General features: G+C 66.6%; 18 protein-coding genes and 2 pseudogenes. 5 read left to right on the top strand and 15 right to left on the bottom strand.

The genetic code is table 11. The features are described 5' to 3' along the window. Positions 1–213 precede the first annotated feature (213 nt). Both codB and codA read left to right on the top strand, forming a co-directional pair. A complete protein-coding gene (gene codB / locus IG194_RS07945) occupies positions 214–1,473 on the top strand; it encodes a cytosine permease (protein ID WP_058487375.1) in 1,260 nt (419 codons plus the stop codon). Between the two features lie 61 nt (positions 1,474–1,534). After that, the gene (gene codA, locus IG194_RS07940; protein WP_058487374.1) at positions 1,535–2,776 is read left to right on the top strand and encodes a cytosine deaminase; all 1,242 of its coding nucleotides are present in this window, start codon (positions 1,535–1,537) and stop codon (positions 2,774–2,776) included. Between the two features lie 610 nt (positions 2,777–3,386). On the opposite strand, the pseudogene IG194_RS07935 reads toward codA, so the two are convergent. Continuing rightward, positions 3,387–3,530, bottom strand: a pseudogene (locus IG194_RS07935) (hypothetical protein); the annotation flags it as partial. A gap of 5 nt (positions 3,531–3,535) precedes the next feature. Continuing rightward, positions 3,536–3,655: pseudogene (locus IG194_RS07930) on the bottom strand (multidrug transporter); the annotation flags it as partial. A 187-nt stretch (positions 3,656–3,842) separates the two neighbouring features. Between IG194_RS07930 and IG194_RS07925 the strand changes: the two are divergent. After that, entirely contained in the window at positions 3,843–5,102 is a 1,260-nt protein-coding gene (locus IG194_RS07925) for a hypothetical protein (RefSeq protein WP_058487372.1), read from the top strand. Then, entirely contained in the window at positions 5,099–5,491 is a 393-nt protein-coding gene (locus IG194_RS07920; protein ID WP_058072976.1) for a hypothetical protein, read from the top strand. The genes IG194_RS07925 and IG194_RS07920 overlap by 4 nt, the downstream gene beginning before the upstream one ends. Before the next feature lie 90 nt (positions 5,492–5,581). On the opposite strand, the gene IG194_RS07915 is transcribed toward IG194_RS07920, so the two are convergent. The 13 genes from IG194_RS07915 to yaaA form a co-directional block, all read right to left on the bottom strand. Next, positions 5,582–7,027, bottom strand: coding sequence for a mannose-1-phosphate guanylyltransferase/mannose-6-phosphate isomerase (locus tag IG194_RS07915; protein ID WP_009616078.1), 1,446 nt, complete (start codon positions 7,025–7,027; stop codon positions 5,582–5,584). Positions 7,028–7,376: 349 nt separating this feature from the next. Continuing rightward, the gene (gene algF, locus IG194_RS07910; RefSeq protein WP_043273119.1) at positions 7,377–8,024 is read right to left on the bottom strand and encodes an alginate O-acetyltransferase AlgF; all 648 of its coding nucleotides are present in this window, start codon (positions 8,022–8,024) and stop codon (positions 7,377–7,379) included. 58 nt (positions 8,025–8,082) lie between these two features. Next, a complete protein-coding gene (locus IG194_RS07905; protein ID WP_082996395.1) occupies positions 8,083–9,273 on the bottom strand; it encodes an alginate O-acetyltransferase in 1,191 nt (396 codons plus the stop codon). Positions 9,274–9,286: 13 nt separating this feature from the next. Then, positions 9,287–10,849: an MBOAT family O-acyltransferase gene (locus IG194_RS07900; protein WP_058487371.1), complete on the bottom strand. Its 1,563-nt coding sequence runs from the start codon at positions 10,847–10,849 to the stop codon at positions 9,287–9,289. Positions 10,850–11,179: 330 nt separating this feature from the next. Further along, positions 11,180–12,253: a mannuronate-specific alginate lyase gene (locus IG194_RS07895; protein ID WP_141679865.1), complete on the bottom strand. Its 1,074-nt coding sequence runs from the start codon at positions 12,251–12,253 to the stop codon at positions 11,180–11,182. Between the two features lie 57 nt (positions 12,254–12,310). Beyond that, positions 12,311–13,744 (bottom strand): alginate O-acetyltransferase, encoded by a 1,434-nt coding sequence (locus tag IG194_RS07890; RefSeq protein ID WP_043273116.1) that lies wholly within the window; start codon positions 13,742–13,744, stop codon positions 12,311–12,313. 11 nt (positions 13,745–13,755) lie between these two features. After that, complete coding sequence (gene algG / locus IG194_RS07885) at positions 13,756–15,366, bottom strand: mannuronan 5-epimerase AlgG (RefSeq protein WP_058487369.1); 1,611 nt, start codon at positions 15,364–15,366, stop codon at positions 13,756–13,758. Between the two features lie 185 nt (positions 15,367–15,551). Next, positions 15,552–16,985 (bottom strand): alginate export family protein, encoded by a 1,434-nt coding sequence (locus IG194_RS07880; protein WP_058489653.1) that lies wholly within the window; start codon positions 16,983–16,985, stop codon positions 15,552–15,554. A gap of 83 nt (positions 16,986–17,068) precedes the next feature. Beyond that, complete coding sequence (gene algK, locus IG194_RS07875) at positions 17,069–18,466, bottom strand: alginate biosynthesis TPR repeat lipoprotein AlgK (RefSeq protein ID WP_058487368.1); 1,398 nt, start codon at positions 18,464–18,466, stop codon at positions 17,069–17,071. A gap of 10 nt (positions 18,467–18,476) precedes the next feature. Continuing rightward, the gene (locus IG194_RS07870; protein WP_009616087.1) at positions 18,477–19,646 is read right to left on the bottom strand and encodes an alginate biosynthesis protein Alg44; all 1,170 of its coding nucleotides are present in this window, start codon (positions 19,644–19,646) and stop codon (positions 18,477–18,479) included. A gap of 58 nt (positions 19,647–19,704) precedes the next feature. Further along, a complete protein-coding gene (gene alg8, locus IG194_RS07865) occupies positions 19,705–21,186 on the bottom strand; it encodes a mannuronan synthase (protein ID WP_009616088.1) in 1,482 nt (493 codons plus the stop codon). A gap of 144 nt (positions 21,187–21,330) precedes the next feature. Beyond that, positions 21,331–22,641: a GDP-mannose 6-dehydrogenase gene (gene algD, locus IG194_RS07860; protein WP_043312658.1), complete on the bottom strand. Its 1,311-nt coding sequence runs from the start codon at positions 22,639–22,641 to the stop codon at positions 21,331–21,333. Between the two features lie 855 nt (positions 22,642–23,496). Further along, complete coding sequence (yaaA, locus tag IG194_RS07855) at positions 23,497–24,276, bottom strand: peroxide stress protein YaaA (RefSeq protein ID WP_058487367.1); 780 nt, start codon at positions 24,274–24,276, stop codon at positions 23,497–23,499. A gap of 407 nt (positions 24,277–24,683) precedes the next feature. Between yaaA and IG194_RS07850 the strand changes: the two genes are divergently transcribed. After that, complete coding sequence (locus IG194_RS07850) at positions 24,684–26,075, top strand: PhoH family protein (protein WP_009616091.1); 1,392 nt, start codon at positions 24,684–24,686, stop codon at positions 26,073–26,075. Positions 26,076–26,325 lie beyond the last annotated feature (250 nt).

Here is a 26,325-nt window from a genome sequence, read left to right as displayed (position 1 = left end):
CTGGTGCGTCGGACGCTGCGCTGCATCTGCGGAATCCGCATAATGCACATTTGAGCAGGCACGCGGCGGCATATTTCCCCTGGGAAGTGTGCATTCTGAACATTCATCGATGTTCGTCATGCTCAAAGGTTTCCGCGTCGTTCCCCGTCGGCTTTTCCGGCCCGCTCCTTGCTCCAGGCCGACAGACATCCAACCCACCTCGCGGAGACATCCATGAGTTCCCCCAGTGAATTCCCCCTGAGCGCCACGCCCAGGGAAGGGCGCAAAGGGCTGCTGCCCATCGCCATGGTCCTGTTCAGCTTCACCTTCTTTACCGGCACCATGTTCGCCGGCGGCAAGATCGGCATGGCCTTCGACTTCGTCGACATGCTCTGGGTCGCCGTCGTCGGCAACACGCTGCTGGCCGTCTACGCCGCCGCCCTGGGCCTGATCGCCTCGCGCAGCGGGCTGAACACCGTGCTCATGGGGCGCTTCTGCTTCGGCGAGCGCGGCAGCAAGCTGTCGGACTTCCTTCTCGGTTTCGCCGAACTGGGCTGGTACGCCTGGGGCACCGCCACCGTGGCCATCGTGCTGGTGAAGATGCTGGCCCTGCCGGGCTGGCTGACCATTCCGCTGATGGTGCTGTTCGGCCTGGGCTTCAGCATCACCGCGATCATCGGCTTCAAGGGCCTGGACCTGCTCTCGCGGGTGTCGGTGCCGCTGATGTTCATCCTGCTGGTGGCCTCCATGGTCATCGCCACCCACCAGGCCGGCGGCTGGGCCGGGCTGCTGGCGGTGCAGCCGAGCACCGGCATGACTTTCTCGGCCGCCGTGACCATGGTCTTCGGCACCTTCGCCAGCGGCGCCACCCAGGCCACCAACTGGACGCGCATGGCGCGCAGCGGGCGCATCGCCGTGGCCGCCAGCGTCATCAGCTTCCTCGTCGGCAACGGCCTGATGATCGTCGCCGGGGCCTGGTGCGCCATCGTCTACCAGAACGCCGACATCGTCGAAGTCATGGTCCTGCAGGGCCTGTCGTTCGCCGCGGTGATCATGCTCTGCCTGAACCTGTGGACCATCCAGGGCCCGACCATCTACAACGTCTCCGCCGCGGCCTGCCACCTGGTGCGCAGCGAACGCCGGCGCAGCATGACGCTGCTCGCCGCGGGCGTGGGCATCGTCCTGGCCATCGGCGGCATGTACGAGTGGCTGATTCCCTTCCTGGTGCTGCTGGGCTCGATCATCCCGCCGCTGGGCGGGGTGATCATGGCCGACTTCTGGCACCGCCACCGCGGCAACTACCCGGCGCTGGTCGGCCCGCACATCCCGGCGTTCAACGTCGCCGGCCTGGTGTCCTACGCCGTGGGCGCGGCGCTGGCCTACGCTTCGCCGTGGATAGCGCCGCTGGTGGGCATCGGCGCCTCGGCGGCCTGCTACGTGGTGCTTGGCGAGATCGCCCGCGCCCGCGCCGGCGTGGCGGAGCCGCGCGCCTGAACCCATTCATGGCGCTGCGCATTCGGCATCCGCGCAGCGCCCAGCCTGAGGAGCCAACCCAATGAAGATCGTCAACGCCAAGCTGCGCAAGCAGGAAGGCCTGTTCACCATCCGCTGCGCGGGCGAGCGCATCGCCGAGGTGCTGCCCCAGGCGGCCAGCGTCGCCGCCACCGGTGATGACCTCGACGCCGCCGGGCAACTGGTGATCGCGCCGCTGGTGGAGCCGCATATCCACCTCGACGCCACCCTCACCGCCGGCGAGCCGCAATGGAACATGAGCGGCACCCTGTTCGAGGGCATCGAGCGCTGGGCGCAGCGCAAGGAAACCATCACGCACGAAGACACCAAGGCCCGCGCCCACACCACCATCCGCATGCTGGCCGCCCACGGCATCCAGCACGTGCGCACCCACGTGGACGTCACCGATCCCACGCTAGCCGCGCTCAAGGCCATGCTGGAGGTGAAGGAGGAGGCGAAGCACCTGGTGGACCTGCAGATCGTCGCCTTCCCGCAGGAGGGCATCGAGTCCTACGAGGGCGGCCGCGGGCTGATGGAAGAGGCGATCCGCCTGGGCGCGGACGTGGTCGGCGGCATCCCGCATTTCGAGAACACCCGCGAGCAGGGCGTCAGTTCGATCAAGTTCCTCATGGACCTGGCCGAGCGCAGCGGCTGCCTGGTGGACGTGCACTGCGACGAGACCGACGACCCCAATTCGCGCTTCCTCGAAGTGCTGGCCGAAGAGGCGCGGGTGCGCGGCATGGGGGCGCGCGTCACTGCCAGCCATACCACGGCCATGGGCTCCTACGACAATGCCTATTGCTCGAAGCTGTTCCGCCTGCTCAAGCGTTCGGGCATCAGCTTCGTCTCCTGCCCGACCGAGAGCATCCACCTGCAGGGCCGCTTCGACAGCTTCCCGAAACGCCGCGGCGTGACCCGCGTGGCCGAGATCGACCGCGCCGGGATGAACGTGTGCTTCGGCCAGGATTCGATCAAGGACCCGTGGTACCCGCTGGGCAACGGCAACATCCTGCGCGTGCTCGACGCCGGCCTGCACATCTGCCACATGATGGGCTTCGAGGACCTGCAGCGCAGCCTCGACCTGGTCACCGACAACAGCGCCCGCGCGCTGAACCTGGGCGAGCGCTACGGCATCGCCGCCGGCCGCCCGGCCAACCTGCTGGTGCTGGGCGTGGACAGCGACTACGAAGCGGTGCGCCAGCAGACCAAGGCGCTGTATTCCATCCGCCACGGCCGCGTACTGATGCGCCGCGCGCCGGAGAGCGTGGAACTGCTCGAAGGCTGATACCTGTAGGCGCGGGCCCTGCCCGCGATTCGCGCGCAGGGCGCGCTCCTACAGGGGAATGGCGCGGGTGGGGCGGCGTAGCGGGTCCTGTCCGCGATCCGCGCCGGGACGTCCAGCTATCGCGGACAAGGTCCGCTCCTACGGGGGAGGAGGAATACCGTGCTCCCCGGCAACCTGTAGGAGCGGGCCCTGCCCGCGATTTCGCGCGCAGGGCGCGCTCCTACATGGGAATGACGTGGGTGGGGCGGCGTAGGAGCGGATCCTATCCGCGATCCGCGCCGATACGCCCGGCTATCGCGGACAAGGTCCTACGGTTAGGAATGCCATGTCTCCAGGCAACCTGTAGGAGCGGGCCCTGCCCGCGATTCGCGCGCAGGGCGCGCTACAGGGGAATGACGTGGGTGGGGTTGCGTAGCGGATCTCATCCGCGAATCGTGCCGGTATGTCCGGTTATCGCGGACAAGGTCCGCTACGACCGTGCTCCCCGGGAACCGTTGGCGTTATGCGCTCCCCGCCGCCCCACCCACGCCATTCCCCGCGCACAAAGAAAAACCCCCAGGCACAAGGCCTGGGGGCGATTGGCATCGATGGGGGAGACGCCGTCCTTCAACTAGCGAGCGGCTACCTGTGCGCGGATGCCGCTCTCTTCGGTTCGACCGTAGACGTCTTCCAGACGTTCGATGTCGTCTTCGCCCAGGTAGCTGCCGGACTGCACTTCGATGATTTCCAGCGGGATTTTGCCGGGGTTGGCCAGGCAGCTCAGTCACCGAAGCGCCCGTCGATGCGTTCGGCGCGGAATTTCAGGGTGCTCGCGCGGTAGCCCAGGCGCAACGGCGGCAGGGGCAGGCAGTCGTTCCAGCTGTTGCCGCCGAGGCGCGCGCCTGAGTCAAGGTGGTGCGGGTTTGCGGCGGCGGGTGGTGGCCTGGATCAAGGTTGCGAGGGGGCGCCGCGGCGCTTTGCGAGACTTCATACGCCTGATTCAGCCGTCGGTCCAGGGCGCCTGACATTCAGGCGTGCCGCGATTGCCTAGCTTGGCCGCTTACCCCGGCCAAGCAGGACAGCAAGCATGAGCGCGGACGATCCCCGAGCAGCCGCCTATCCTTTCGACCGCAGTTGGGCCCCAGAGCCCGACTGGAAGCCTTCCAGCGACTGGCACACCGATCGCAGTTGGGCACCGGACAAGGGCTGGAGCCGCTTCACCGAACCACCCAGGCGCCGCCAGGACAACGGCGGCGCCTCCTTCGTGGCCTGGGAGCCCAAGCCCGAACGCGTACCCGAGGTCGACCGGCCAGCTCCCGGCCTGCTCAAGCGCCCGGCCAAGCTGGAGCCCGGCTTCCATATCATGCAGCGCAGCATGAGTTTCGAGCAGTTGCTGGCGCACCTCTTCCCCGAAAAGACCCATTCCTACCTCATCAGCCGCCTCAAGGCGCTCAACCCCACTCATGCCCAGGGTTTCAAGGCAGGGGAAATCTTCGTGATCGGCGACCTGCTCAACCCCACCGCCTGCCTGCGCGAAGAAGCCGAGCTGATGGCCGCCGCCGCTCAAGTACGCACGGCCCTGGAACCGCTGAGCGAGGAGGAAGCGGATTTCATGGTCAGGCACCAGGCCGAGATCGCCAACATCCTCGGCGCCGCCGGCACCTCGCTGGGGCTGACCAAGGACGTACTGGACAAGGGCCTGCGGCAGATCGGCGAAACCCTGCGCGACATCGAATACCTGCACCAGACCGAATTCGCCACCCACGGCCACCTGCGCAGCCATAACTTCTTCGTCAGCCGCCGCCAACTGCTCAGCCACCTGGACTCCCAGCTCAAGGCCACCTTCATGAACAAGCAACTCAACCTCGGCCACCACCCTCTGCTACGCCGCGACCTGGGCATTTCCACCCGCAGCCTGGTCCACCACTGGAGCCGCTCCGGCGCGCCGGGGCAGATTCCTGGCTATGCCACACATATCGAGGAGGTGGCCAAGGCGGCACGGTATCTGAAGTACGGCGGCTATATCGGCATCGGGTTGGGGGGTACGGCGTCTGCGCTGAAAGTACAGGAAGTCTGTCGGGGTGGAGAAACCGAGACCTGCAAGAAGGTGCGATTTACCGAGACGGGGAGTTTTGTTGGGGGAATAGCCGGTGGTGCGTTCTTGGGAAGCGTTGCAGGAGCACCGTCCGGGATTATTTGCGCTGCCGTTGGGTTTGCATCGGGAGGCGTTGGAGCCGTTGCCTGTGGTCTGGTGCTCATTGGTGCTGGAAGCTATCTAGGTGGCAAGGTGGGAGAAGCTGGTGGCGAGTGGATGGGGGAATATCTTTACGGCAGCGGGACGCCATGATTACGTTCTGGAAAAGCTGGTGGGCATTCGCGTTCATGTTGTCGCCCTTCATCATCGGCTTGCTCGGTGTTGCGATCTTTTTCTTTCTCACCTATCGCCACTACGACACCATCGCCGCGGCTTTCGCCCACAGCCCGGGTCTCCAGCGTTCGCTTCAATCCTGGTCGGATGCCAGCTTCAAGCTGCGTTACTTGCGTATTCTCAACGTCGCCGGCCTGGTGCTCTGGCCAAGGTTCTTCATCCGCCGCGGACAAGTGGATGCCAGGGACATCCAGGCGTTTCCACCGGCCATCGCACGCTTGATCCGCATAGGCTGGTGGTCCTGCGCCACAGGGTCGGTCTGGTTGCTCATGGGTGTAGGCCTGCTCAAACTCAGCGGTGTGAAATGAAAGCCCCTCATCATTCCGCAGAGAAAGAAAAACCCCCAGGCACAAGGCCTGGGGGTGATTGGCATCGATGGGGGAGACGCCGTCCTTCAACTAGCGAGCGGCTACCTGTGCGCGGATGCCGCTCTCTTCGGTTCGACCGTAGACATCCTCCAGACGTTCGATGTCGTCTTCGCCCAGGTAGCTGCCGGACTGCACTTCGATGATCTCCAGCGGGATCTTGCCGGGGTTGGCCAGGCGGTGCACCGAGGCGATGGGGATGTAGGTGGACTGGTTCTCGGTGAGCAGGAACACTTTGTCGTCGCAGGTCACCTGGGCGGTGCCGGAGACCACGATCCAGTGCTCGGCGCGGTGGTGGTGCATCTGCAGCGAAAGCTGCGCGCCGGGCTTGACGGTGATGTGCTTGACCTGGAAGCGGCCGCCCATGTCCACCGAGTCGTAGCTGCCCCAGGGGCGGTACACGGCGCAGTGGTTCTGGGTTTCGCTGCGGCCGGCGGCGTCCAGTTCGTTGACCACCTTCTTCACGTCCTGCACGCGGTCGCGGTGGGCGATCATCATGGCGTCCTTGGTTTCCACTACCACGATGTCGTCCAGGCCGACCACCGAGACCAGCTTGCCGTTGCCGTGCACCAGGCAGTTGCGGCTGTCGTGCACCAGCACGTCGCCCTTGGTGACGTTGCCGTTGGCGTCCTTGTCGTGCACTTCCCAGATCGACGACCAGCTGCCGACGTCGTTCCAGCCGGCGGCCAGGGGCACCACGCAGGCGCGCTGGGTCTTTTCCATCACCGCGTAGTCGATGGAGTTGTCCGGGCAGCACTCGAAGGTGGCCGGGTCGATGTTGACCACCTCGCCCTCGTGCTGGCTGCGCTCCAGGGCCAGCAGGCAGGTGTCGTAGATGTCGGCGTCGTGGCGCTTGAGTTCTTCCAGGAAGCGGCTGGCGCGGAACAGGAACATGCCGCTGTTCCAGTAGTGCCCGCCTTCCTCGACGAACTGGCGGGCGCGGGCCTCGTCGGGTTTCTCGATGAAGCGCTCGACCCGCGCGACGCCGCCGGGCAGTTTGTCGTCGGCGTTGGCGCGGATGTAGCCGTAGCCGGTTTCCGGGCGGCTGGCGGGCACGCCGAAGAGCACCATCTCGCCCTTCTCGGCAGCCACGGTGGCCAGGGCCAGGGCGCGCTGGAAGGCGCGCGGGTCTTCCAGCACGTGGTCGGCCGGCAGCACCAGCAGCAGTTCGTCGCGGCCCTCGGCGACCAGCTTCATGGCGGCGATGGCCACGGCCGGGGCGGTGTTGCGGCCGAAGGGTTCGAGCAGGATGCCCTGGGTCTTGAGCTTCAGTTGTTCCAGCTGTTCCTGGAGGATGAAGCGGTGTTCCTTGTTGCTCACCACCAGCGGCGGCTCCATGCCTTCGAAGGCCAGGCGCTCGAGGGTCTGCTGGAACAGCGTGTGCTCGCCGGCCAGGGCCAGGAACTGCTTGGGATACAGCTTGCGGGAAAGGGGCCAGAGTCGCGAGCCGCTACCACCGGAAAGAATGACGGGAATCATGTGGGGTTTCTCCTTAAAGCGTTCATGCGTTCTGTGGGGCGCCGGGCGCCGTTACCGTTTCGGGTGACCTCTCCGTGCGGGCCGTCTTGGCAGCTCGCTGGTTTTTTTCTGCCGGTGTGGCCGGTCTTTTTGTGGTGTTCTTTTTGGTGATTTGGTGTGGGGGGCGTTAAGAGCCCCTCTCCCCAGCCCTCTCCCTGAAGGGAGAGGGGGTTGTTCGGCGTGAAGGGGCGCCACCTCGCTCGCCGGCTTGCGCGGAGCTTTCCGCTTGCACGGATAGCTCCCTCTCCCTTCAGGGAGAGGGCGGGGGGAGAGGGCTAGGGCTTCGCGCCGGGGTGTCATGGAGTGAGCCTCAATCCGCCTTCACCGGCCGCTTGACCCACACCGGCGACAGCTTGCCGCCCTCGCCGGTGACGTACAGGCACACCACCTCGCCGCGTTCCAGGGTGACGGGCTTGAGGTCGCTGACCTTCTTGCCGCCCTCGAACAGCGCCAGGTTCACCTTCACCGGGTTGATCTCGCGGTCGCCGTGGCTTTGCGGGGCGACGTTGCCGACCACTTCGGTCTTGCCGTCGGCGGTCTTCAGGGTCAGCGCCTGGCCGCTGAGGTTCTGCACCCGCACCAGGGCCTTCTGCTTGTTCTTGAAGGGCGGCTCGGGCACCAGCTTGGGCTGGCCGCCGGGCTGGCTGACCAGGGTGTAGTAGGCGTCCGGGTCGAGCTTCACCGGCAGGCTCTGGCTGCCGACCTTGGCGGTGTAGTTGCCTGGCGGGAGGAACTTGAAGTCGCTGGAGCCCAGGGGCGATACGTCGTTGAGCTGGGCGTTGCCGACGCTCACCGAGAGTTCGCTGTTGCCGGCGTTGTAGGCCCGCACGAAGGCCGAACCCTTGGGCGCCTGCGGGCCGTAGAGCGCGGCTTCGCCGGCGTGGGCGCCGAAGGCGGCCAGGCCCAGGGCCAGTGCCAGGGCGGGGGATTTCCAGCCGAGGGTCTTGGAACGAGTCATGGGGTGTACCTCCGTCTTCACTTTTTCATGGGGCGCGCTGGCGCCCTTGGCGTGGCGCTCAGTGCGCCGCGGTCAGGCCCGGCGGGTTGGCCGCCAGGCGTTCGTCACGGTTGCCGGCCGCGCGCAGCTGGGCCAGCCAGTCGGCATCGAACTGGCTGAGGTCGCTGTGCATCGGCAGGTAGCGTTCGGGGAATTCCCACACCAGCAGGCGCGGCGGCTTCTGCTGGAAGCCCGGGTCCTTGAGCAGTTCGAGCATGGGTTCGAGGGGGCCCTTGCCTTCCTTGGCGTAGTTGATCAGGTCGGTGGACAGCGCCTGCTTGAGCGCGCCGGCGAAGTTCCAGTGGGGGTTGGCGCTGTAGCTGGTGCCCACCAGGGCCACCTGCGGCTCGGCGCTGTCGCCGAACAGGTCGCCGCCGGCCGCGGCGTTGTCCTCGGCCGGGTGGGTCTGGCGCGCCTGCAGCTGGTCCGGCGCCGGTAGCAGGTCGCTGAACAGCGGGTCCAGGGGCAGGAAGGTCAGCAGGTCGCCCTTGTGTGGCGTGGCCTTGCTGGCGTCGGTGATGAAGGTCTGCTGCGGCAGGTCGAGGTTCTGCCCCTCGCGGATGCTCTGGGCCAGGCGCTGGGCCACGGCCTCGGCGCCCAGCGGCGTCCAGTGGGTGTCGGTGCGCAGGAACACCTGGCCGTTGTTCTTGGCCTGCTCCAGGGTGTCCAGCAGCTTGGGCGCGGCCATGCCGGCCTGGCGCGCGCGCTGCAGGAATTCGTCGTAGAGGCCGACGTGCAACTGGGCCGGCTGTTCCTTGCCGATGTACTCGGGGTAGATGCGCGCCTTGGCCGGGATGATCGCCAGCACCAGCTTCACGCCGCGGCGCTCCAGCTCCTGCTGCACGCCGCGCACCAGGGCCCAGTTGTCGTCCAGCTGGGTCAGGCTGGGCGCCGGCTTGAATTCCTCGTCGGTGTACAGCCAGCCGTCCTTGCCGATCACCACGCCCGGGCGGCCTTCGTCGAACAGGGCGTAGTCCAGCGCGGCCCAGAGGTTGGTGCCCAGGCGCTTGATGGGGAACTGGTCGTCGTAGTGGCCTTCGAAGGCGTGGGCCAGCTTGCCATTGAGCACCGTGGTGCCCTCGGCGGCGGCGAAGCTGGGGAAGGCCTTCAGCGACCAGCCGGCCAGGCCCAGCAGTATCCCGCCGAAGGCGGCGACGTAGGCGTATTGCAGGGGTTTGCTGATCTTGGAAACGTAAGGAGTCGGTTGCATGGTCCGGCCTCGCTCAGAACTGGAAGTAGAGGAAGGGCGAGTAGCTCTGCGCCGAGAGCTTCAGCACCGAGGCGGCGAACAGCGCCAGCAGGGCCACGCGGGTGGCCAGCACGGGCAGCTGGGTGAGCCAGTGCGGGCGGTACACCGCCGCGCCGCTGCGCGAGTAGGCGATGGCCGCCGGGTCGTTCTCGGCATCCTGCGGGCTGCGCGGCTGGGCGCTGGCCGGGCCGTCGGCGGCGACGTCGTCGGTCTTGGCCGCGGCCTTGGGCGCCTTGCTCTGCAGCGGCTGGTTGTAGAACTGGCGCAGGCCGAAGACGGCCAGCACCACGTAGGCCACCACCAGGGTGCCGACCTGCAGGCCGGTGAGGCTGGCGCGGCTCTGCTCGGACAGGCTCCAGTCGCCGAAGCTGAACATGGCTTCGTACATGCGCCAGGCCACGTGCAGGTTCTCGGCGCGGAAGATCACCCAGCCGATGATCACCAGCAGGAAAGTGAAGGCCCACTTGAGCGGGTTGAGCACCCGCGGCGCGGCGTTCACGCCCAGGGCGCGCTCGATGGCCAGCCATACGCCGTGCCAGGCGCCCCAGATGATGTAGGTGACGTTGGCGCCGTGCCACAGGCCGCCCAGCAGCATGGTCAGGATCAGGTTGCGGTAGGTCTGGAAGGTAGTGCCGCGGTTGCCGCCCAGGCTGATGTACAGGTAGTCGCGCAGCCAGGTGGACAGGCTGATGTGCCAGCGCCGCCAGAACTCGGTGATGGACTGGCTGATGTAGGGCTGGTTGAAGTTCTCCATGAAGCGGAAGCCCATCATCAGGCCCAGGCCGATGGCCATGTCGCTGTAGCCGGAGAAGTCGAAGTACAGCTGCGCGGTGTAGGCCAGGGCGCCCAGCCAGGCGTCGCCGGTGGTCGGGTCCTGCAGGGCGAAGCAGTGGTCGGCCAGGGCCGCCAGGGTGTCGGCGATGAACACCTTCTTGACGAAGCCCTGCATGAAGCGGGTGCAGCCTTCGGCGAACTTGTCCAGGGTGTGGGTGCGGTGGTTGAACTGGTCCACCAGGTCGCGGAAGCGCAGCACCGGGCCGGCGATCAGGTGCGGGAAGATCGCCACGAAGGCCGCGAAGTCGATGAGGTTGCGCGTGGCCGGGGTGTCGCCGCGGTACACGTCGATGATGTAGCTGATCGACTCGAAGGTGTAGAAGCTGATGCCGATGGGCAGCAGGATGTGCGTCAGCACGAAGGGCTGCATGCCGAACGAGGTGATGATCTGGTTGAGGCTGTCGACGCCGAAGTTGGCGTACTTGAAGTAGCCCAGCACGGCCAGGTCGACCACCACGCCGAGGATCAGCCAGCGTTTGGCCGCCAGGGTGCGCACGCCGGCGGCACCGATGCGCAGGCCGATCCAGTAGTTGAACAGGGTCACGCCGGCAAACAGGGCGAGGAAGTCCACCCGCCACCAGGCGTAGAAGACGTAGCTGGCCACCAGCAACAGCAGGTTGCGGTAGCGGTTCCCGCTCAGGTAGTACAGGCCGAGGAAGATCGGCAGGAACAGGAACAGGAACACGTTGGAAGAAAAGACCATTGCCCGTCTCGCTCTGGAGCTTCGTACCCAGGGTGGCTCCAGCCCTTCCGGCGCCGTATGGCGCGCAAGGAAAAGGCCGGTGTCACCCGCCAGTTCCTCCCCGTTTTGTCGCTAAGGTGGTGCGCCCGCCCGGCGTCTTTATTGCGCTTGGGTCGGGGGTGGCTGGGCCCGTCTTCGTTGCGGGGTTCAGCCGGGTGTTTCGGTGTTGCGGGGAGGTTCTTGCCCTCTCCCTAACCCTCTCCCTGAAGGGAGAGGGGACTGTTCGGTGCAGGTGGAAACCGTTGTGTCAGCCGGCACGTGCCGGCCTGCACCCCACTCCCATTGAGCGCATCAGCTCCCGCCGTTGCCGCGGTTGAACACCTTCGTCACATCCCCGCCGAGGCGGAAGCTGTTGAACGGCTCCATCTTCCTGCGCCAGTCCTGGGTCTTCGGCGCGCAGCTGTAGAGCGCGCAGTAGGGCTCCAGCCAGGCGAACTTGCTGTTTTCCTTCAGGTCGCTCATGTCCTGGTCGTTGCCGGCCCGGCGGTCGAAGTCCTGCTGGTCGTCCACCCCCTGCATCACCCTTTCGGCCAGGCGTTGCAGGGCGCCGTTGTTTTCCTGGCGCAGGTCCACGCCGTTGACCTGGGCGAAGGCGGCGATCATCGCCAGCGGCGGCAGGCTGTAGTTGTGGTAGGACAGGGCGCGCTGGCGGCGCTTGAGTTCGTTGGGCAGGTAGCCCTGGGCGTCGACCTGGCTGGCCGCCACCTTGAATTCGCGCACCGACCAGTCGAACAGGTCGCGGCGGTTGGTCACCACGGCGGTGGACATCACCGACCAGGCGGCCCAGTAGCTGTGGTTGTTGATCTTCTTCAGTGGCAGGTTGCTCCAGTCGCTGACCACCTGGGTGCCGAGCTTGCCGAACCACTGCTCGATCTGCGCCGCCTGCTGCGGGTAGGCCGCCAGCGGGCGGCTGCTGGAGAACTTCAGGCGCAGGTAGGACGAGGACAGGCTGCCCAGGGCCCATTTGCGCATGGACTTGCCGGTGTGGTTGAAGTCGCCGCTTTCCAGCGCATCGGCTCGGGCCCAGGTGGTCAGCCAGTTCAGCGCGCAGTCCAGGTCGCCCTTGTGGCCGCTGCGCATGTACTGGGTGATCAGCTTGGTGGTGCCGCGCTCCATGTCGGTGATGTCCTTGATCTGCGCGCGGAACTTGCCTTCGGCGGCCATGTTGAGGGTGGCGCGCGCCGAGTCGGAGCCCTCGTACTTGCTGGTGAACTGCAGCGAGCCGGTGTAGGGCGTGGGCACTGCCGGGCAGCTGTCGGCGTCGCCCTTGCGCTCGCCGACCGCGGCGAAGTAGCCCGGCGGCGGCACCAGGTCGGCGGCCTGGCTGCTCTGCCCGTAGAGGGCGGCGAGGCTGCTCAGGGCCATGGCCGGCCACAGCAGGCGCAGGCCCTTGTTGCGGGAAAGTCGCTGGATGGACATGGATTACCTCCCGGCCACGGTACTGGCGGTGGCCTTGATCTGCGGGGTCTGGCACAGCTTCGCCTCGACCTCGAGGCCGGCCGGCATGTCGTCCGGCGCCTCGATCTCCAGGGAGAGGAACTGCTGGTCCGGCCAGTCCTCGTCGTTGCGCAGTTCGAAGACGTAGCGCCCGCCGGTGTCGACGGCCTTGGACTGCTCGATCTTCAGCTGCTCGCGGCGGCCGTTCATGTACCAGACGGTGTTCTTCAGCTCGTGGATGCCCGGGTCGCTGTAGGTGACGTCGGCGGTGTAGCTGCCGCTGCGGATCGGCAGCGCCGCGCTGTTGAGCAGCACCTCGTTGCGCCCGGCGTGCAGCTTGACCTTGCGGCTGAGCACGGCCTTCTGCTCGGCGCAGCCGTTGGCCACCAGGGGCATGGCCTGGCGGTAGAAGCTCTTCTGCGCCATGTCGTAGTGGGTGGCGAATTCCCAGACCAGGATCTTCGGCGGCTTGTCGTGGAACTCCTTGCTGGTCAGGTAGGCCAGCAGCGAGCTGTCGAAGCCGCCGCCGGAGACGGCGTTGTTGAGGATGTCGACCTTGCCGTACTGCTCCAGGAAGCCGACGAAGTTGTACGCCGGGCCGCTGTTGGAGGTGCCGACCACCGCCACCTGCGGGTCGCCGCCGTCGCCGAACAGGTCGCCGCCGCCGCTGTCGCCCACCGGCTCGGTCTCGAAGCGGTCGACGTACTGTGGCGCGTAGCTGCTGCCGCACAGTTGCGCGGCGGCCTTGTGGAAGGTGCCGAGCTTGGACAGCAGGCCCACGCGCTTGCTTTCGAATTCCTTCTTCGGGATGTCCGCATAGGCGGGCATCTGCTTCAGCGTCTCGGCGGCGATCTTGGCGCTGCGCATGGCGCCGTAGGGCGTCCAGTGGTGGTCGCCCTTGAAGTAGTAGGGGTGGGCTTCCTTCTCGTCGAACAGCGGCGAGAAGTCCGGGGTGTAGATGCCGGCCTCGCGGAACTTGGCGATGGTCGCCAGGTAGTTCTTCTTCGCCAGTTCGTAGTCGAACGAGGCCTTCTCCTCGGGGCTGAGCTTCTCGCGGTTGATCAGCCCGCGGGTGGGCTGGTAGACCACCATCAGCTCGACGCCGCGGCGCTCCAGCGCCTCACGCAGCGCCTTGAGTTCGCGCCAGCCCTCGGGCGTGGTGCCGAAGTCGGTGCGCAGGTCGTAGGTGGTGCGGAACAGCCAGTCTTCCTGGGCCGGCACCAGGTGGGTGAAGAAGCCCAGGTACTTGGTGTTGTAGGCCTTGTCGTCGGCCGCGGCCGGGCACAGGCCGGCGGCGGGCAGGGCGCTGTAGGTCGGCGCGCCGGCGTCGGCGGCGCCCGCAGCAAGAATACCGTGGGCCAGCAGCAGGCCGGCGGCCAGAGTCGACAGGCGCAGCAGACGATGGGGGCGGATGGTCATGGTACGGGTCCTCAATTCTGCAGTTCGGCCTGGCTTTCCACGGGGTCGATCAGCACGGCGCGCTGCTGGCGCACGAGCAGGTCGAGGATCTGGTCCTGCTTCTCGCCGAGCACGCCGTTGAAGCTGATGCCCGAGGATTTGGTCGGGCCGAGCATGGCCACCTTGTAGAGTTCCAGCGACAGCGGCGAATCCACCGACAAGGGACCTGAGCCGTTGCCCACCAGCTTGCCGCCGACCACGATGAGCGACACCTTGGTGTCGAAGGGGTCGAGGTCGATGTTGCGGTCGGTGTTGGACAGGTCCTTGATGTGCCCGTACACGCCGATCAGCTTGTTGCCGGCGGCGAGGTTCTCGTACAGGCGGATGTTCACGCTGTTGCGGATGCGGATGCCGTGGCGCCGGTTGCCCAGCACCTGGTTGCCGTAGATCAGGTTGTCGCCGCTCTCGTACAGGGTGATGCCGTCGGAGTGGTTGCGGTACACCTCGTTGTAGGCCACCAGGTTGCGCTCGGAATTACGGTCCAGGACGATCCCGGAGAGGTGGTTGTCGTAGGTCTTGTTGCGGAAGATCCAGCTGTCGTTGACCTCGCGCGAGACGATGATGCCGTGCTTCTTCTTCGTCCCGTACACGGTGTTCTCGGCGATGATCAGGCGGTGCGAGCGGTCGTGCGGGTCGATGCCGTAGATGACGTTGTCGCGGTAGGTGTTGCCGCGCACCACCAGGTCGTCGGCCTCGTAGCAGTAGAAGCCGTACCAGTTGTCGACGAAGGTCGAGCCGATCACCCAGCCCTTGGGCCGCGGACGCTTCATGGTCTTGTCCATGCCCGGGCTGTACTGCGAGATGGAGATGCCGTAGGCCTTGGAGGCGTTGTAGCCGAAACTGGTGAAGGTGCTGTTCACCAGGTAGGCCTCGGCGCCGCCCCAGGACACCAGGAACGGGCGGAACTCGTTGGGGCTCTTGAACCAGGCCGGCTCGCCGCGGGCTTCGTTCCAGGCGGTGACCTTGGTATCGCGCACGAACAGCTTGCCGTCGTTGACCAGGAAGGCGCCGCGGTCCTGGGACAGGCGCAGTTCCCTGACCTTGCCGTCGATCTCCAGGGTCGCGCCCTGGCTGACCACGATGGGCAGGCGGGCGACGAACACGCCGGGCTCGACCTGCTCCAGCGCCTTGCCGAGCTTGCCGGCCAGCTGCGCGAGGTTGACGTAGCCGCCCTCGATGAAGATGGCCTGGGGCATCTGCCGCTGGCGCTTGACCCACTCGGCCAGGCGGTTCTGCCCGCCGGTGAATTCCTTCAGCGGCTGCTGTTGCACCATGCGCTGCACCACGGCCTTGCCGCCGGGCTTGCGCACGATCTTCTTCGCCACCGCCTCGGCGGTGTAGCCGGAGAGGTCGGGCAGCTTCGGCGGGGCCAGGTGCAGCGGGCCCTCGGGCAGCGCGGTGACCGTGTAGTTGCCGGTTTCCTTGAGGCCCTGGACGTGGCCGGGCTGGTTGGCCGGCGAGGGCTGCTCGCTGGCGTCGGCGTCCTTGGCGTTGGCCGCCGGGGTCGAGGCCCAGGCGGGGCCCGTGGCGACCAGCAGGCCGCCGAGCAGCAGGGCGGCCAGGGGTAGCGGATGGCGGTTCATGGTGGGTTCTCCCTGTGGGCGTGGAGCCGGAAGGCGCTGGGCCCCCGCGTGCGCGGGAGTGACGGTCGCCGGGCGGGGGATGCGAACCCCCGCGCTCCCCGTGCCCGTTCGCACGCGGGAGGGGTTTTCCGTCATCCCCGCGAACGCGGGGAACCAGTGACTGCCAGCTCGCATCGCCCTGATCCTCAGAAGCGCCAGATGAAATCGACGAAGGCGTGGTGCATCGTCGAGTCGACGTGGCTGCCGTAGGCGTCGCCGGGCTTGAAGACGCCGCCGCGGAAGCGCACCAGGGCCGAGGGCTCGTCGATGTACTGGCTCATCGAGGCGGGCAGCAGGCCCTGCTTGAAGTACTTGGTGACCACCAGGTCGACTTCCTGGCCGATGTCCTTGGAGTTGTTCTCCAGGGGCGCGGTGATGCCGCTGTTGCCGATGTCCGAGTCGCCGTCCACGCGCCAGAACTTGTGGTACACCACGCTGGCGTCGTAGTCGTCGCGCAACTGCCAGGCGCCGAACAGGGTGGCGTCCTGCAGGTTGGAGAGTTCGCCGCGGAAGGCCTCGCCGAAGCGGTGCACGCGGGCGCGGGTGCCGGTGAAGTTGGAGCGGTTGCTCTGCAGGCCGGTCTGTTCGTACTGGTCCTCGCCGTCGTGGCCGCCGCCGCTGCCGCGGGCGTAGCCGACGCCGGCGCGCCACTGCTCGTCGATGTTCCAGCGCAGGCCCAGGTCGATGCCGTAGGCGTTGACGTCGCCGCTCTGCTTGCCGGTGGCCACGCGCTCGCCGTCCACCGCGGCGCTGGTCAGGCGGTCGCGGTTGCCGCTCAGCCAGGTGGCGCTGGCCCAGTAGTTCAGCGGCATCTGCGAGCGGTAGTTGTAGCCGTCGCCGTTGGCCTCGATGCCGACCCAGGTGAGGTCGCCGGTGGAGCGCTTGTCCAGCGAGTCGATGGTCTCGCCCGCATCCGGCAGATTGCCGCTGTCATCGCTGTGGTGCAGGCGCAGGCCCACCCAGTGGTGCGGCGCCCACTGCGTGGAAATGTCGCCGAAGACGTGGGTGCGGTCCTCGTCTTCCGGCGCCAGGTCGGTGATGTCGGTGCGGTACTCGGAGAAGCGCTGGGCGGCGCCCAGGTGGGCGCGCAGCAGAGTGGTGTCGAAGGTCCAGTTCAGCGCCTCGATGTTGGTGTCCTGCCACATGCCGCTGTCGTCGCGCAGGCGCTGGCGGCCGAAGCGCAGGTGCTCGCCGGGGTACTGGGTGAGGCCGGCGTAGTCCACCCAGAATTCGCGCAGGGCGAGGTAGGCGTCGTCCGGCTCGCGCTTGTTGTCGCCGCTGTCGCGGCCGCTGGCGTCGACTTCGTCGGACTGCAGGGTGTCGGTCTGGATGGTGTCGGTGGCGGCCACCGCCTGGCCCATCACGTAGGCGCTCCACTGGCCCCACTGGCCGAAGGCCCAGGGCCGCAGGTCGATGCCGATGCCGTTGAGGTCGCCGCCGTGGGCGGTGCCCAGGTCGCGGTCGTCCTCGGACTCGGCGGTGATCTTGATGTCGATGCCGTAGTTCTTCGGCGGCGTGTCGTCGGCCCAGGCGCCGGCGGCGAACAGGGTGCCGGCCAGGCTCATGCCGGCGCCGAGCATCGCCGGGAACAGCCGGGCGCGGCGGATGGCGCGGGCCAGGCGGATCGGTTGGAACAGCGGGGCGGAGGTCGGGTCGGGGCGCTTCATAGGCTTTCTTGTTCCTGTTCGTTCTGCATGAGGCTGACGGTGGCCTGCCAGTTGGCGCCGCGGGCCTGTTCCTCGCGCTTGAGCAGCTGCTGCGCCTGGCTCAGTTCGGCCGGCTGCAGCTGTGGTTGCAGTTCGCTCATCAGGTCGCCGGCCTGGGGTATCTGCTGGCGCTGCGCCAGGGTGCCGAAGACGTAGGCGTTGACGCGATTGGGCTGTACGCCGCGGCCTTGCGACCAGAGCTGGGCCAGGGCCATGTCGGCGCTGGCCTGGCCTGCGCGGGCGGCGATCAGCAGGTGGTCGGCGGCCTTCTGCGGGTAGACCTTGCCGAGGAAGCCGCGGCGGTAGATCTGCCCCAGGTAGTAGTGCGCCTGGGGTTCGCTGGCGGCGGCCTTGAGCAGGTGCTGCTCGGCCTTCTGCGGGTCCTGGGGCATCCACTTGCCGTCGTAGTACAGGCGCCCGAGCAGCAGCTCGGCGCGCGGCTGGGCGGCGTCCTGGGCCTTCTTCAGGTAGTCGAGCATCTGCTCGACGTCGCCCAGCTCGGGGTAGTCGTACTGCAGCTTGGCGAGGTCGACCCAGGCCGCGGGGTAGCTCGGCGCCAGTTCGTTGAGCAGGGCCTGGGCGGTCTGCGGGTCGGGCTTGCCGAGGTCGGCGTCGGCCAGCACCTGGGCCACCGATTCCACCCGCTCGGGCGGTACCCGGCCGGCCTTGTGCGCGGCGCGCAGGCGGTCGAGGTGGGCCTTCTGCTTGTCCGCGTCGCCCTGCACCTGGTAGACGGTGGCCAGCTCCATCCAGCACACGTCCATGCGCGTCAGCCAGCGCTGGCAGACCTGCTCGATCTCGCCCAGGTGCTGGTTGTAGGTGCCCTGGGTGCGGTACAGGATGATCTGCGCCAGGTCGGCCTGGGGCAGGCCCTGGGCGCGCCACTGGTCGATGCGCTGCTGCGGGTTCACGCCCGGCCAGGCCTGCGGGTACTGTAGGTAGAGCACGATCAGCGGCACCAGGGCGCTGTCCTCGCCCTCGTTGAAGGCGCGGTTGAGCAACTGCTCGGCCTCGCGGTGCTCGGCGTCGGTCGCGCCGGGCTTGGCCGCCAGCCACTTGCCCAGGCGCGCGCGGGCCCGCGGCGAGGTCTCGGCGGCGTCGCGGTAGAGCTTCTCGGCGCGGGCCTGGGCCGCGCTGTCGCCGCTGGCGGCCTGCATGTCGGCCAGGCCGATCTGCGCGTCGGTGTAGCCGAGGGTGGCCAGGGCCTGGTAGTTGGCCTGGGCGGTGGCGATGTCGCCGCGGGCCATGGCTTCGTCGGCCAGGCGCTGGTCCGGCAGGCCGGCGCAGCCGGCGGCCAGGCCGATGGCCAGGGCCAGGGCGGCGCCGCGCAGCGGATGGTGGGCGATGGCGTTCATGCTTGGGTCCTCAGCGCGCGGTGGCCATGGCCATGGCCTTGTTCAGCAGGGTGCGGCCGGGCAGGCCGCCGATGCTGACTTCCGCCGGGCGCCCGGCGAGCTGGCTGTCCAGCGGCTGCTCGGGCTGGATCTGCGCGCGGATCTCCGACGACAGGTCGCCGTCCACCGGCGCGGTGCGCAGGATGCGGCCGCTGCGCACTTCGCTGTCGCCGGCGACCTGGAAGTGCACCAGGGTGCCCGGCGAGAGTTCGGCGGCGTTGCGGTAGGCGAAGCGTGCCTCGACGGTGGCGCTGGCGTCGCGCGGGGCCAGGGTGAAGATCACGTCGCCCTTGTTGGCGTACTGGCCGTTGGCGACGCGCTGCTCGATCACCCGGCAGTCGCAGGGGCTGGTGAGGGTGCCCTTGAGCTGGTGGCCGAAGAGCTTCTCGATGTTGCCGGGGTTGAGCTGCTCGTCGGACAGGTTGCCCTTGAGCAGGTCCAGCAGGCTGGTGGAGAAGGTGGCGATGGGCGCGCCCTTGGCCACTTCGGCGTCCATCTGCACCAGGCTGTCGACGGTGCCCTCGCGGGGCATGGTGATCTGCTGGGCGGGGATGTTGACCACGCCGGAGTCGGCATGGGTGACGAAGTACAGGTTGTACAGCTGGTTGAGGATGAAGGCGAAGGCGCCGACGCCGACCACGAAGATGGCGGTGCTCAGTGTCACCGCGCGGATGCGCCCGAAGAAGCCCATGCCGCCGCCGGCGCCGCCGTGCTTGCGGGCCTTGGTGAAGTTCTCGCGCTGCAGGGTGTTGAGCATGTCGCCGACGCTGACCACCTCGCCGGCCAGGTACGCGGTGATCAGGTAGCGCAGGGCGGCGACCTCGCGCGGCTTCAGGTGCTGGAACTCGCAGCCGGTGCGGCGGCTGTCCGGGTCGAAGGAGCGCACCTGGAACTCCACTTCCAGGGCGAAGCTGATGCTGTCGATCTGGAACAGCAGCTTGCCCTTGTGGATGTCGCCGACCTGGATCGGCGCGCCGCTGGCAGTGAAGGCGAAGCCGCCGGCGGAAAGGTCCAAGAGCCTTGCGTCGACGCCCTCGCGGTTGGCGCCGATGTAGCGGATGCGCGCGGGCAGCTTGACCCGCGCGTGCTGGCGCTGGGCTTCGGATTCGTGCACGACGTTGACGTTGACGGCGGTATTCATGAAGTCGGTCCTATGTTCGAAACGGGTCGGATCGGCCGCGGGCCGGTTGCTCAAGGGGTCATACGATCGTCAGGAGTACGGCGACGAACACACTGGCGGCAGAGAAGGTCATGGCGCGCGAGGACCAGGTGTTGAACCAGCGCTGGTAGCTGTTCAGGCCGCGGTCGAGCTTGGTGCTCTGGCGCGTCCAGGACTGCTGGTCGAGGCGGAAGAACACGTAGATCTTCACCAGGGCGCCGACGATCTGGTTGTAATAGAGGATCAGCGGGTAGGCCGGGCCGATCGGGTGGCCGGACAGCGACAGCAGCAGGGTGAGGATCAGGCGGGTGATGCCGATCCACAGCAGGTACACCAGCAGGAAGGTGATGCTGTACTTGATGCTGGCGATGATCGCCGCCACCAGGCCCAGCAGGCAGGTCCACATGGACAGGCGCTGGTCGAACAGCACCACCGTGGTGAACCAGCCCAGGCGCTGCGGGCCCAGGGCCAGGGCGCGGGAGTTCTGCCGCAGGTTGTTGCCGTACCAGCGGAACATCAGCTTGCGGCTGGCCTTGACGAAGCTCTTCTCCGGCGGGTGCTCGACGGTGTTGATGGCCGCGTCCGGTACGTAGAAGGTGTCGTAGCCCAGGCGCATCAGGCTGTACCAGCTGGACTTGTCGTCGCCGGTGAGGAACTGGAAGCGCCCCAGGCGCCAGTGGTCCAGGTGGTCGGCCTCGACGTCGGCGATGAAGTCGGGGTCGGTGACCACCGCGGCGCGGAACACCGACATGCGCCCGGTCATGGTCAGCACGCGCTTGGACAGGGCCATGGAGCACATGTTGATGTGGCGCTGGGCGAAGCGCAGCTTGTGCCACTGGCTCATCACGTAGCCGCCCTGCACCTCGCAGAATTCGTTGGTGGTCAGGCCGCCGACCTGGGGGAACAGCTTGAACCAGCGCACCGTGGCCTGGACCACGCCGGGTTCGAGCACGGTGTCGCCGTCGATCACCGCCACCACCGAGCCTTCGTCGGGCATGTGCCGGGAGATGGCGCGGAAGCCGTGGGCCAGGCCGTCGCGCTTGCCGGTGCCGGGAATGCGCACGAAGTCCAGCTTCACGTGGGCGGGCGGGTTGAGCTTCTGCCACTGCTGCTTGATCAGCACCTCGTCGGACATCTCGACGATGGAGCAGACCACGGTGGTCGGGTAGCCGCAGGCGATGGCCTCCTGGATCACCGAGCGGTAGACCATGGAGGTGGTCATGGCGTCGATGCGGAAGCTGGTGACCATCAGGTAGACGTGGGACGGGTCCGCCGCCTTGCCGAGCTTGCGCAGGCGCCGCTTGTAGTGCGGGTAGACGACGTGGAGGAAGAGCATGCCGCGCAGGAAGTGCAGGCCGCCCATGGAGTAGCGCCAGATGCCCACCGCGCCGATGATCAGCAGGAAGTCGCGGGCATTGGGGTCGAACACCGTGGGGGGCACGATCAGCGCCAGGCCCATCAGCAGGCAGAGGAAGGCCAGCCAGCCGGTGGCTTCGCCGAGGGCTCGTTTGTATGCGTCCATGGTCAGGTCCGTCAGTCGCGTCTTGGCTTCGTGGGAACAGGTGGGCTCCCGTAGGAGCGAGCTTGCTCGCGAACCGCCCCGGCACCGGTACCGCCGGGAAGAGCGTTCGCGAGCAGGCTCGCTCCTGCGAAGAGCCGGCGGCGCTTACCAGCAGATGCCTTCGGCGCGCTCGTCGGAGCCGTGGGACATGAAGCCGATCAGGTCGACCACCTTCTTGCCCTGCGGCGCCTGGTTCACCACGTCGACGAACAGCTCGTCGCCGTTGCCCAGCACCAGCACGTCGGAGGTCTTCACCACCTGGTCGAGGTCGGAGACCAGCAGCGAAGAGACGTGGGGGATCTTCGACTCGATGTACTCCTTGTTCGCGCCGTGAACGCGGGCGTACTCGACGTTGCGGTCGAAGATCTGCAGCTCGTAGCCCTTGCCGATGAGCATCTCGGCCAGTTCCACCAGCGGGCTCTCGCGCAGGTCGTCGGTGCCGGACTTGAACGACAGGCCGAGCAGGCCGACCTTGCGGCTGCCGTGGGCGGTGATGATCTCGAAGGCCTTCTGCACCTGGTAGGCGTTGCTGCGCATGATCGAGCCGATCATCGGGTGCTCGACGTCCAGCTGGCCGGCGCGGTAGGTGAGAGCGCGCACGTCCTTGGGCAGGCAGGAGCCGCCGAAGGCGAAGCCGGGCTTCATGTAGTAGCGCGACAGGTTCAGCTTGCGGTCCTGGCAGACCACGTCCATCACCTCGCGGCCATCGACGCCGACGGCCTTGGCGATGTTGCCGATCTCGTTGGCGAAGGTGACCTTGGCGGCGTGCCAGACGTTGCAGGTGTACTTGATCATCTCCGCGACCTCGATGGACTTGCGGATGATCGGCGCGTCCAGCTCGCGGTAGATTTCCTCCAGCAGGTCGCCGGTCTGCGCGTCCAGCTCGCCGATGACGGTCATCGGCGGGAAGTCGTAGTCCTTGATCGCGGTGCTCTCGCGCAGGAACTCGGGGTTGGTGCCCACGCCGAAGTCGACGCCGGCCTTCTTGCCCGAGCAGTCCTCGATGATCGGGATCACCACGTTCTTCACGGTGCCCGGCAGCACGGTGCTGCGCACCACCACGGTGTGGCGGCCGGCCTTCTCGCGGATGGCGTAGCCGATCTCGCGGCAGACGCTCTCGATGTAGCCCAGGTCCAGGTCGCCGTTCTTCTTGCTCGGGGTGCCGACGCAGATGAAGGAGACGTCGCTATCCAGCACCGCCTGCTTGAAGTCGGTGGTGCCCGACAGCCGCGAGGTGCGGATGCCCTGTTCCAGCAGGGGCTCCAGCCCCGGTTCGACGATGGGCGACTTGCCGCGGTTGATCAGGTCGATCTTGGTGGTGGAAACGTCCACGCCGATCACTTCGTGACCACGGGCGGACAGGCAACCGGCGCATACTGCACCGACGTAGCCAAGACCAAAGATGCTGATACGCATCGTATTCACCTCTGCTTTGTCGAGCTGTTAAAAGTTGGCCTTCTGGCCAATTCCCTTTTGCTGCGGCGCCCCTGTCAGGCGCGCCGCTTCAGGCAGTCCGTGAGTGACTCGAATTTTCTGCACTCAATTCGGGCAGAGTTCCGCGGCATGCACTTTAATGTTTCAGGGTGATTGCAAAGTTAGAACTAATTGCACTCTTCTGATGCACTAAAGTTTGCTTTGGAGTTCTGCATTAATTTCATAACGCATTGAAATTATTCAGGTTGAACGAGTCCCTCGAGCAGCGCTCGATGCGTTTTCGAAAAACCTGGTTATGGGCAACAAACCCATGATGGGCGTTGCGGAAGTAGGATGTTCGAGGCCGCTCGATAGTTCCTGCCACCCATCCTGAGGAGTGGTCGGAATTAAATATCCAATCGCCATCAAATAAGGCGCTTTTGATATCAAGCTGAAACACGACTGTCGTTTTTGGCGGACTTGCAAAATGCAAGGATTGGAAAAAGTTCCGCGCTGATTCAGCCGTTTTACACTTCGTTCAGCTGCCGTTCAGGATGCCGGGGAGGGTGTTTCAAGGTATTTCGTGCAACTTGCAATCGTGAATTGCATGTAATGGCGGGGTGCTTTTAATGGCCAATGGATTACATGCGCGATGGCAAAAAAGGCGCTTTTCTGCCGTGGTGATGGCGCGCGGGAGCGAGAAAAATTTTTTCAATGTCTTGGCTGTTGCCGACGAACGGTAGTCTTGACCATTTTCGCCGTGTGGGTAATTCGGCGGCACATGGGGGCTGGAGGGGGATCGACGGTAGCGGGGGAGGGGGCGTGACGGCCGTTTGGCCGCCACTTTTCGGGGGCAGGTCAGGCGTCGGGGTGGTCGCGCAGGAACACCAGGCGGTCGGCGGAGGACTCCTCGGCGGTGAAGCGGTAGCCGGCGTAGTCGAAGTCCTTCAGGCCCTCGGGGTCGGTCAGGCGCTCCTTGATCACGTAGCGCGCCATCAGGCCGCGGGCCTTCTTGGCGTAGAAGCTGATGATCTTGTACTGGCCGTTCTTCAGGTCCTTGAATTCGGTGTCGATGATGCGGGCGTCCAGCGCCTTGCGCTTCACCGCGCCGAAGTATTCGTTGGAGGCCAGGTTGAGCAGCACGGCGTCGCCCTGCTCGGCGAGGTCTTGATTCAGCCAGGCGCTGATGCGCTCGCCCCAGAACTCATAGAGGTTGGCGCCGCGGGCGTTGGCCAGTTTGGTGCCCATCTCCAGGCGGTAGGGCTGCATCAGGTCCAGCGGCCGCAGCACGCCATAAAGGCCGGAAAGCATGCGCAGGTGGAGCTGGGCGAAGTCGAAGTCGGCGGCGTCGAAGTCCTCGGCGGCAAGGCCGGTGTAGACATCGCCCTTGAAGGCCAGCAGCGCCTGCTTGGCGTTGGCCGGGCTGAAGTCGGGGTACCAGCTGGCGTAGCGCGCGGCGTTCAGGCCGGCGAGCTTGTCCGACAGGCTCATCAGGCTGCCGATCTGCGCCGGGGTCATCTCGCGCAGCACGCCGATCAGCTCCTGGGCATCGTCCAGGTGCAGCGGCAGGGTGTGGCGGTCGGTGACCGGCGGGGTCTCGTAGTCCAGGGTCTTGGCGGGGGAAATCACCATCAGCATCGTGCGGTCTCCTCGAAGCGTCGGGCGATTGTAGGGAGTTGCCGGGGCCGGCTCCACCCATGGGGACGATAGGCGGGGCCAATGAGGAGGGGCGCAGGAAGACCGTCGGGCGCGGATAAGCCGATGATCGGATTAATAAAATTAGCGCCGTAACGCAGCCGCGCCAAGGTATTTCGTCAGCCGGCGAAAAAAATTCGCCTGATAAGGAAAAAGACTTTCTACCGTCACAATTTTTCCTGTATTTCTGGAGCCGTAGACCGCCGAACCCTGCAGACAGGTGGCGGCCCCGGCCCGTCCCTTGCTTGCACCTCTCTCGAGCCCCGGCATCGAGAGCCGGCGTCTCACCGCACGGCGGAGCGCTGTCACGGCATTCCGTCGTAACGCCCCCAGAATGAGGTGACACGCGTATGGATGACCACGGACGTTCCAGCACCACCCAGCCGATCTTCTACGTCCTCGACACCAACGTTCTGATCCACGATCCCAACGCCCTGCTCAACTTCCAGGAACACCACGTCGCCATCCCGATGACGGTGCTGGAAGAACTCGACAAGCTCAAGACCGGCAAGCACTCCGTCGCCGCCGAATGCCGCCAGGCCATCCGCCTGATCGACCAGGTGCTGGGTGAGGCGAGCCCGGAGCAGGTGGAGGACGGCGTTCCCATCCAGCGTGGCAAGAGCGGCCCCTGCGGCAGCCTGTCGATCCTCATGAGCAAGCGCGCCGAGCCGATCACCTGGCTGCCGGAGCACCTCAACGACAACAAGATCATCAACCAGTTGGTCGAGCTGCAGAGCCGCAACAGCAGCCGCCGGGTGGTGCTGGTCACCAAGGACATCAACATGCGCCTGAAGGCGCGCGCCTGCGGGGTGGCGGCGGAGGACTACCACACCGACCAGCTGATCGACGACGTGGCCCTGCTGCCGCGCGGCTACCACTCGCTGAACGGCTCGTTCTGGGACCGCGTCAGCAAGGTGGAGACGCGCCAGGACCACGGCCGCACCTGGCACCGCGTGCAGCTCACCGACAACCTGCCGGCGGTGCACATCAACGAGTTCATCGTCGACGAGCAGGGCTTCGTCGGCTGGATCAAGGGCATCCAGCAGGACGAGTTGCTGATCCTCGACCTGCACCAGGAGCCGCTGCTGCACCAGGAAGCCTGGGGCCTGCGCCCGCGCGACCTGTACCAGTCGCTGGCGCTGTACGCGCTGCTCGACCCGGACATCCACCTGGTCAACCTGTCCGGCGCCGCGGGCTCGGGCAAGACCATCCTGGCGCTGGCCGCGGCCATCGAGCAGACCATGGTCACCAAGCGCTACCGGCGCATCATCGCCACCCGCAGCGTGCAGGGCCTGGACGAGGACATCGGCTTCCTGCCTGGCACCGAGGCCGAGAAGATGGAGCCCTGGCTGGGGGCCATCACCGACAACCTCGAAGCCCTGCATTCGGACGACGAATGCACCCACGGCAGCGTCGACTACATCCTCAGCAAGGTGCCGTTGCAGTTCAAATCGCTGAACTACATCCGCGGCCGCAGCTTCCAGCAGAGCCTGATCCTCATCGACGAGTGCCAGAACCTCACCCCGCACCAGATGAAGACCATCATCACCCGCGCGGGCAACGGTTCGAAGGTGATCTGCCTGGGCAACCTGGCGCAGATCGACACCCCCTACCTGTCGGCCACCAGCTCCGGCCTGACCTACCTGACCGAACGCTTCAAGGACTTCCCCCACGGCGTGCACGTGACCCTGCAAGGGGTACCGCGCTCGGTGCTGGCGGAGTTCGCCGAGGCACATCTGTAAACGCGGAACCGGCCAGGCTCCTGCTGGGCTGGCCGGCGTACGCGAGTCTTCCCCGATGCACGGACAACCCCCTCTCCCTTCAGGGAGAGGGCTGGGGAGAGGGTTACAGACTTCGCCGCCACGCCAGCGTTTGGCCTGGACTCCGCACCCCCTCCCTAACCCTCCCCCGCAAGCGGGAGAGGGGACCGTTGGGCAGAACGGGAGGCCATGCAGTCAGCCGGCCCCACCGTAATTTCCGGCTAAAGCCGCT

Origin of the sequence: Pseudomonas sp. ADPe (genome assembly GCF_014843515.1) — a bacterium.
Lineage (GTDB): Bacteria > Pseudomonadota > Gammaproteobacteria > Pseudomonadales > Pseudomonadaceae > Pseudomonas > Pseudomonas citronellolis.
This window is presented reverse-complemented; position numbering and strand designations above follow the sequence as displayed.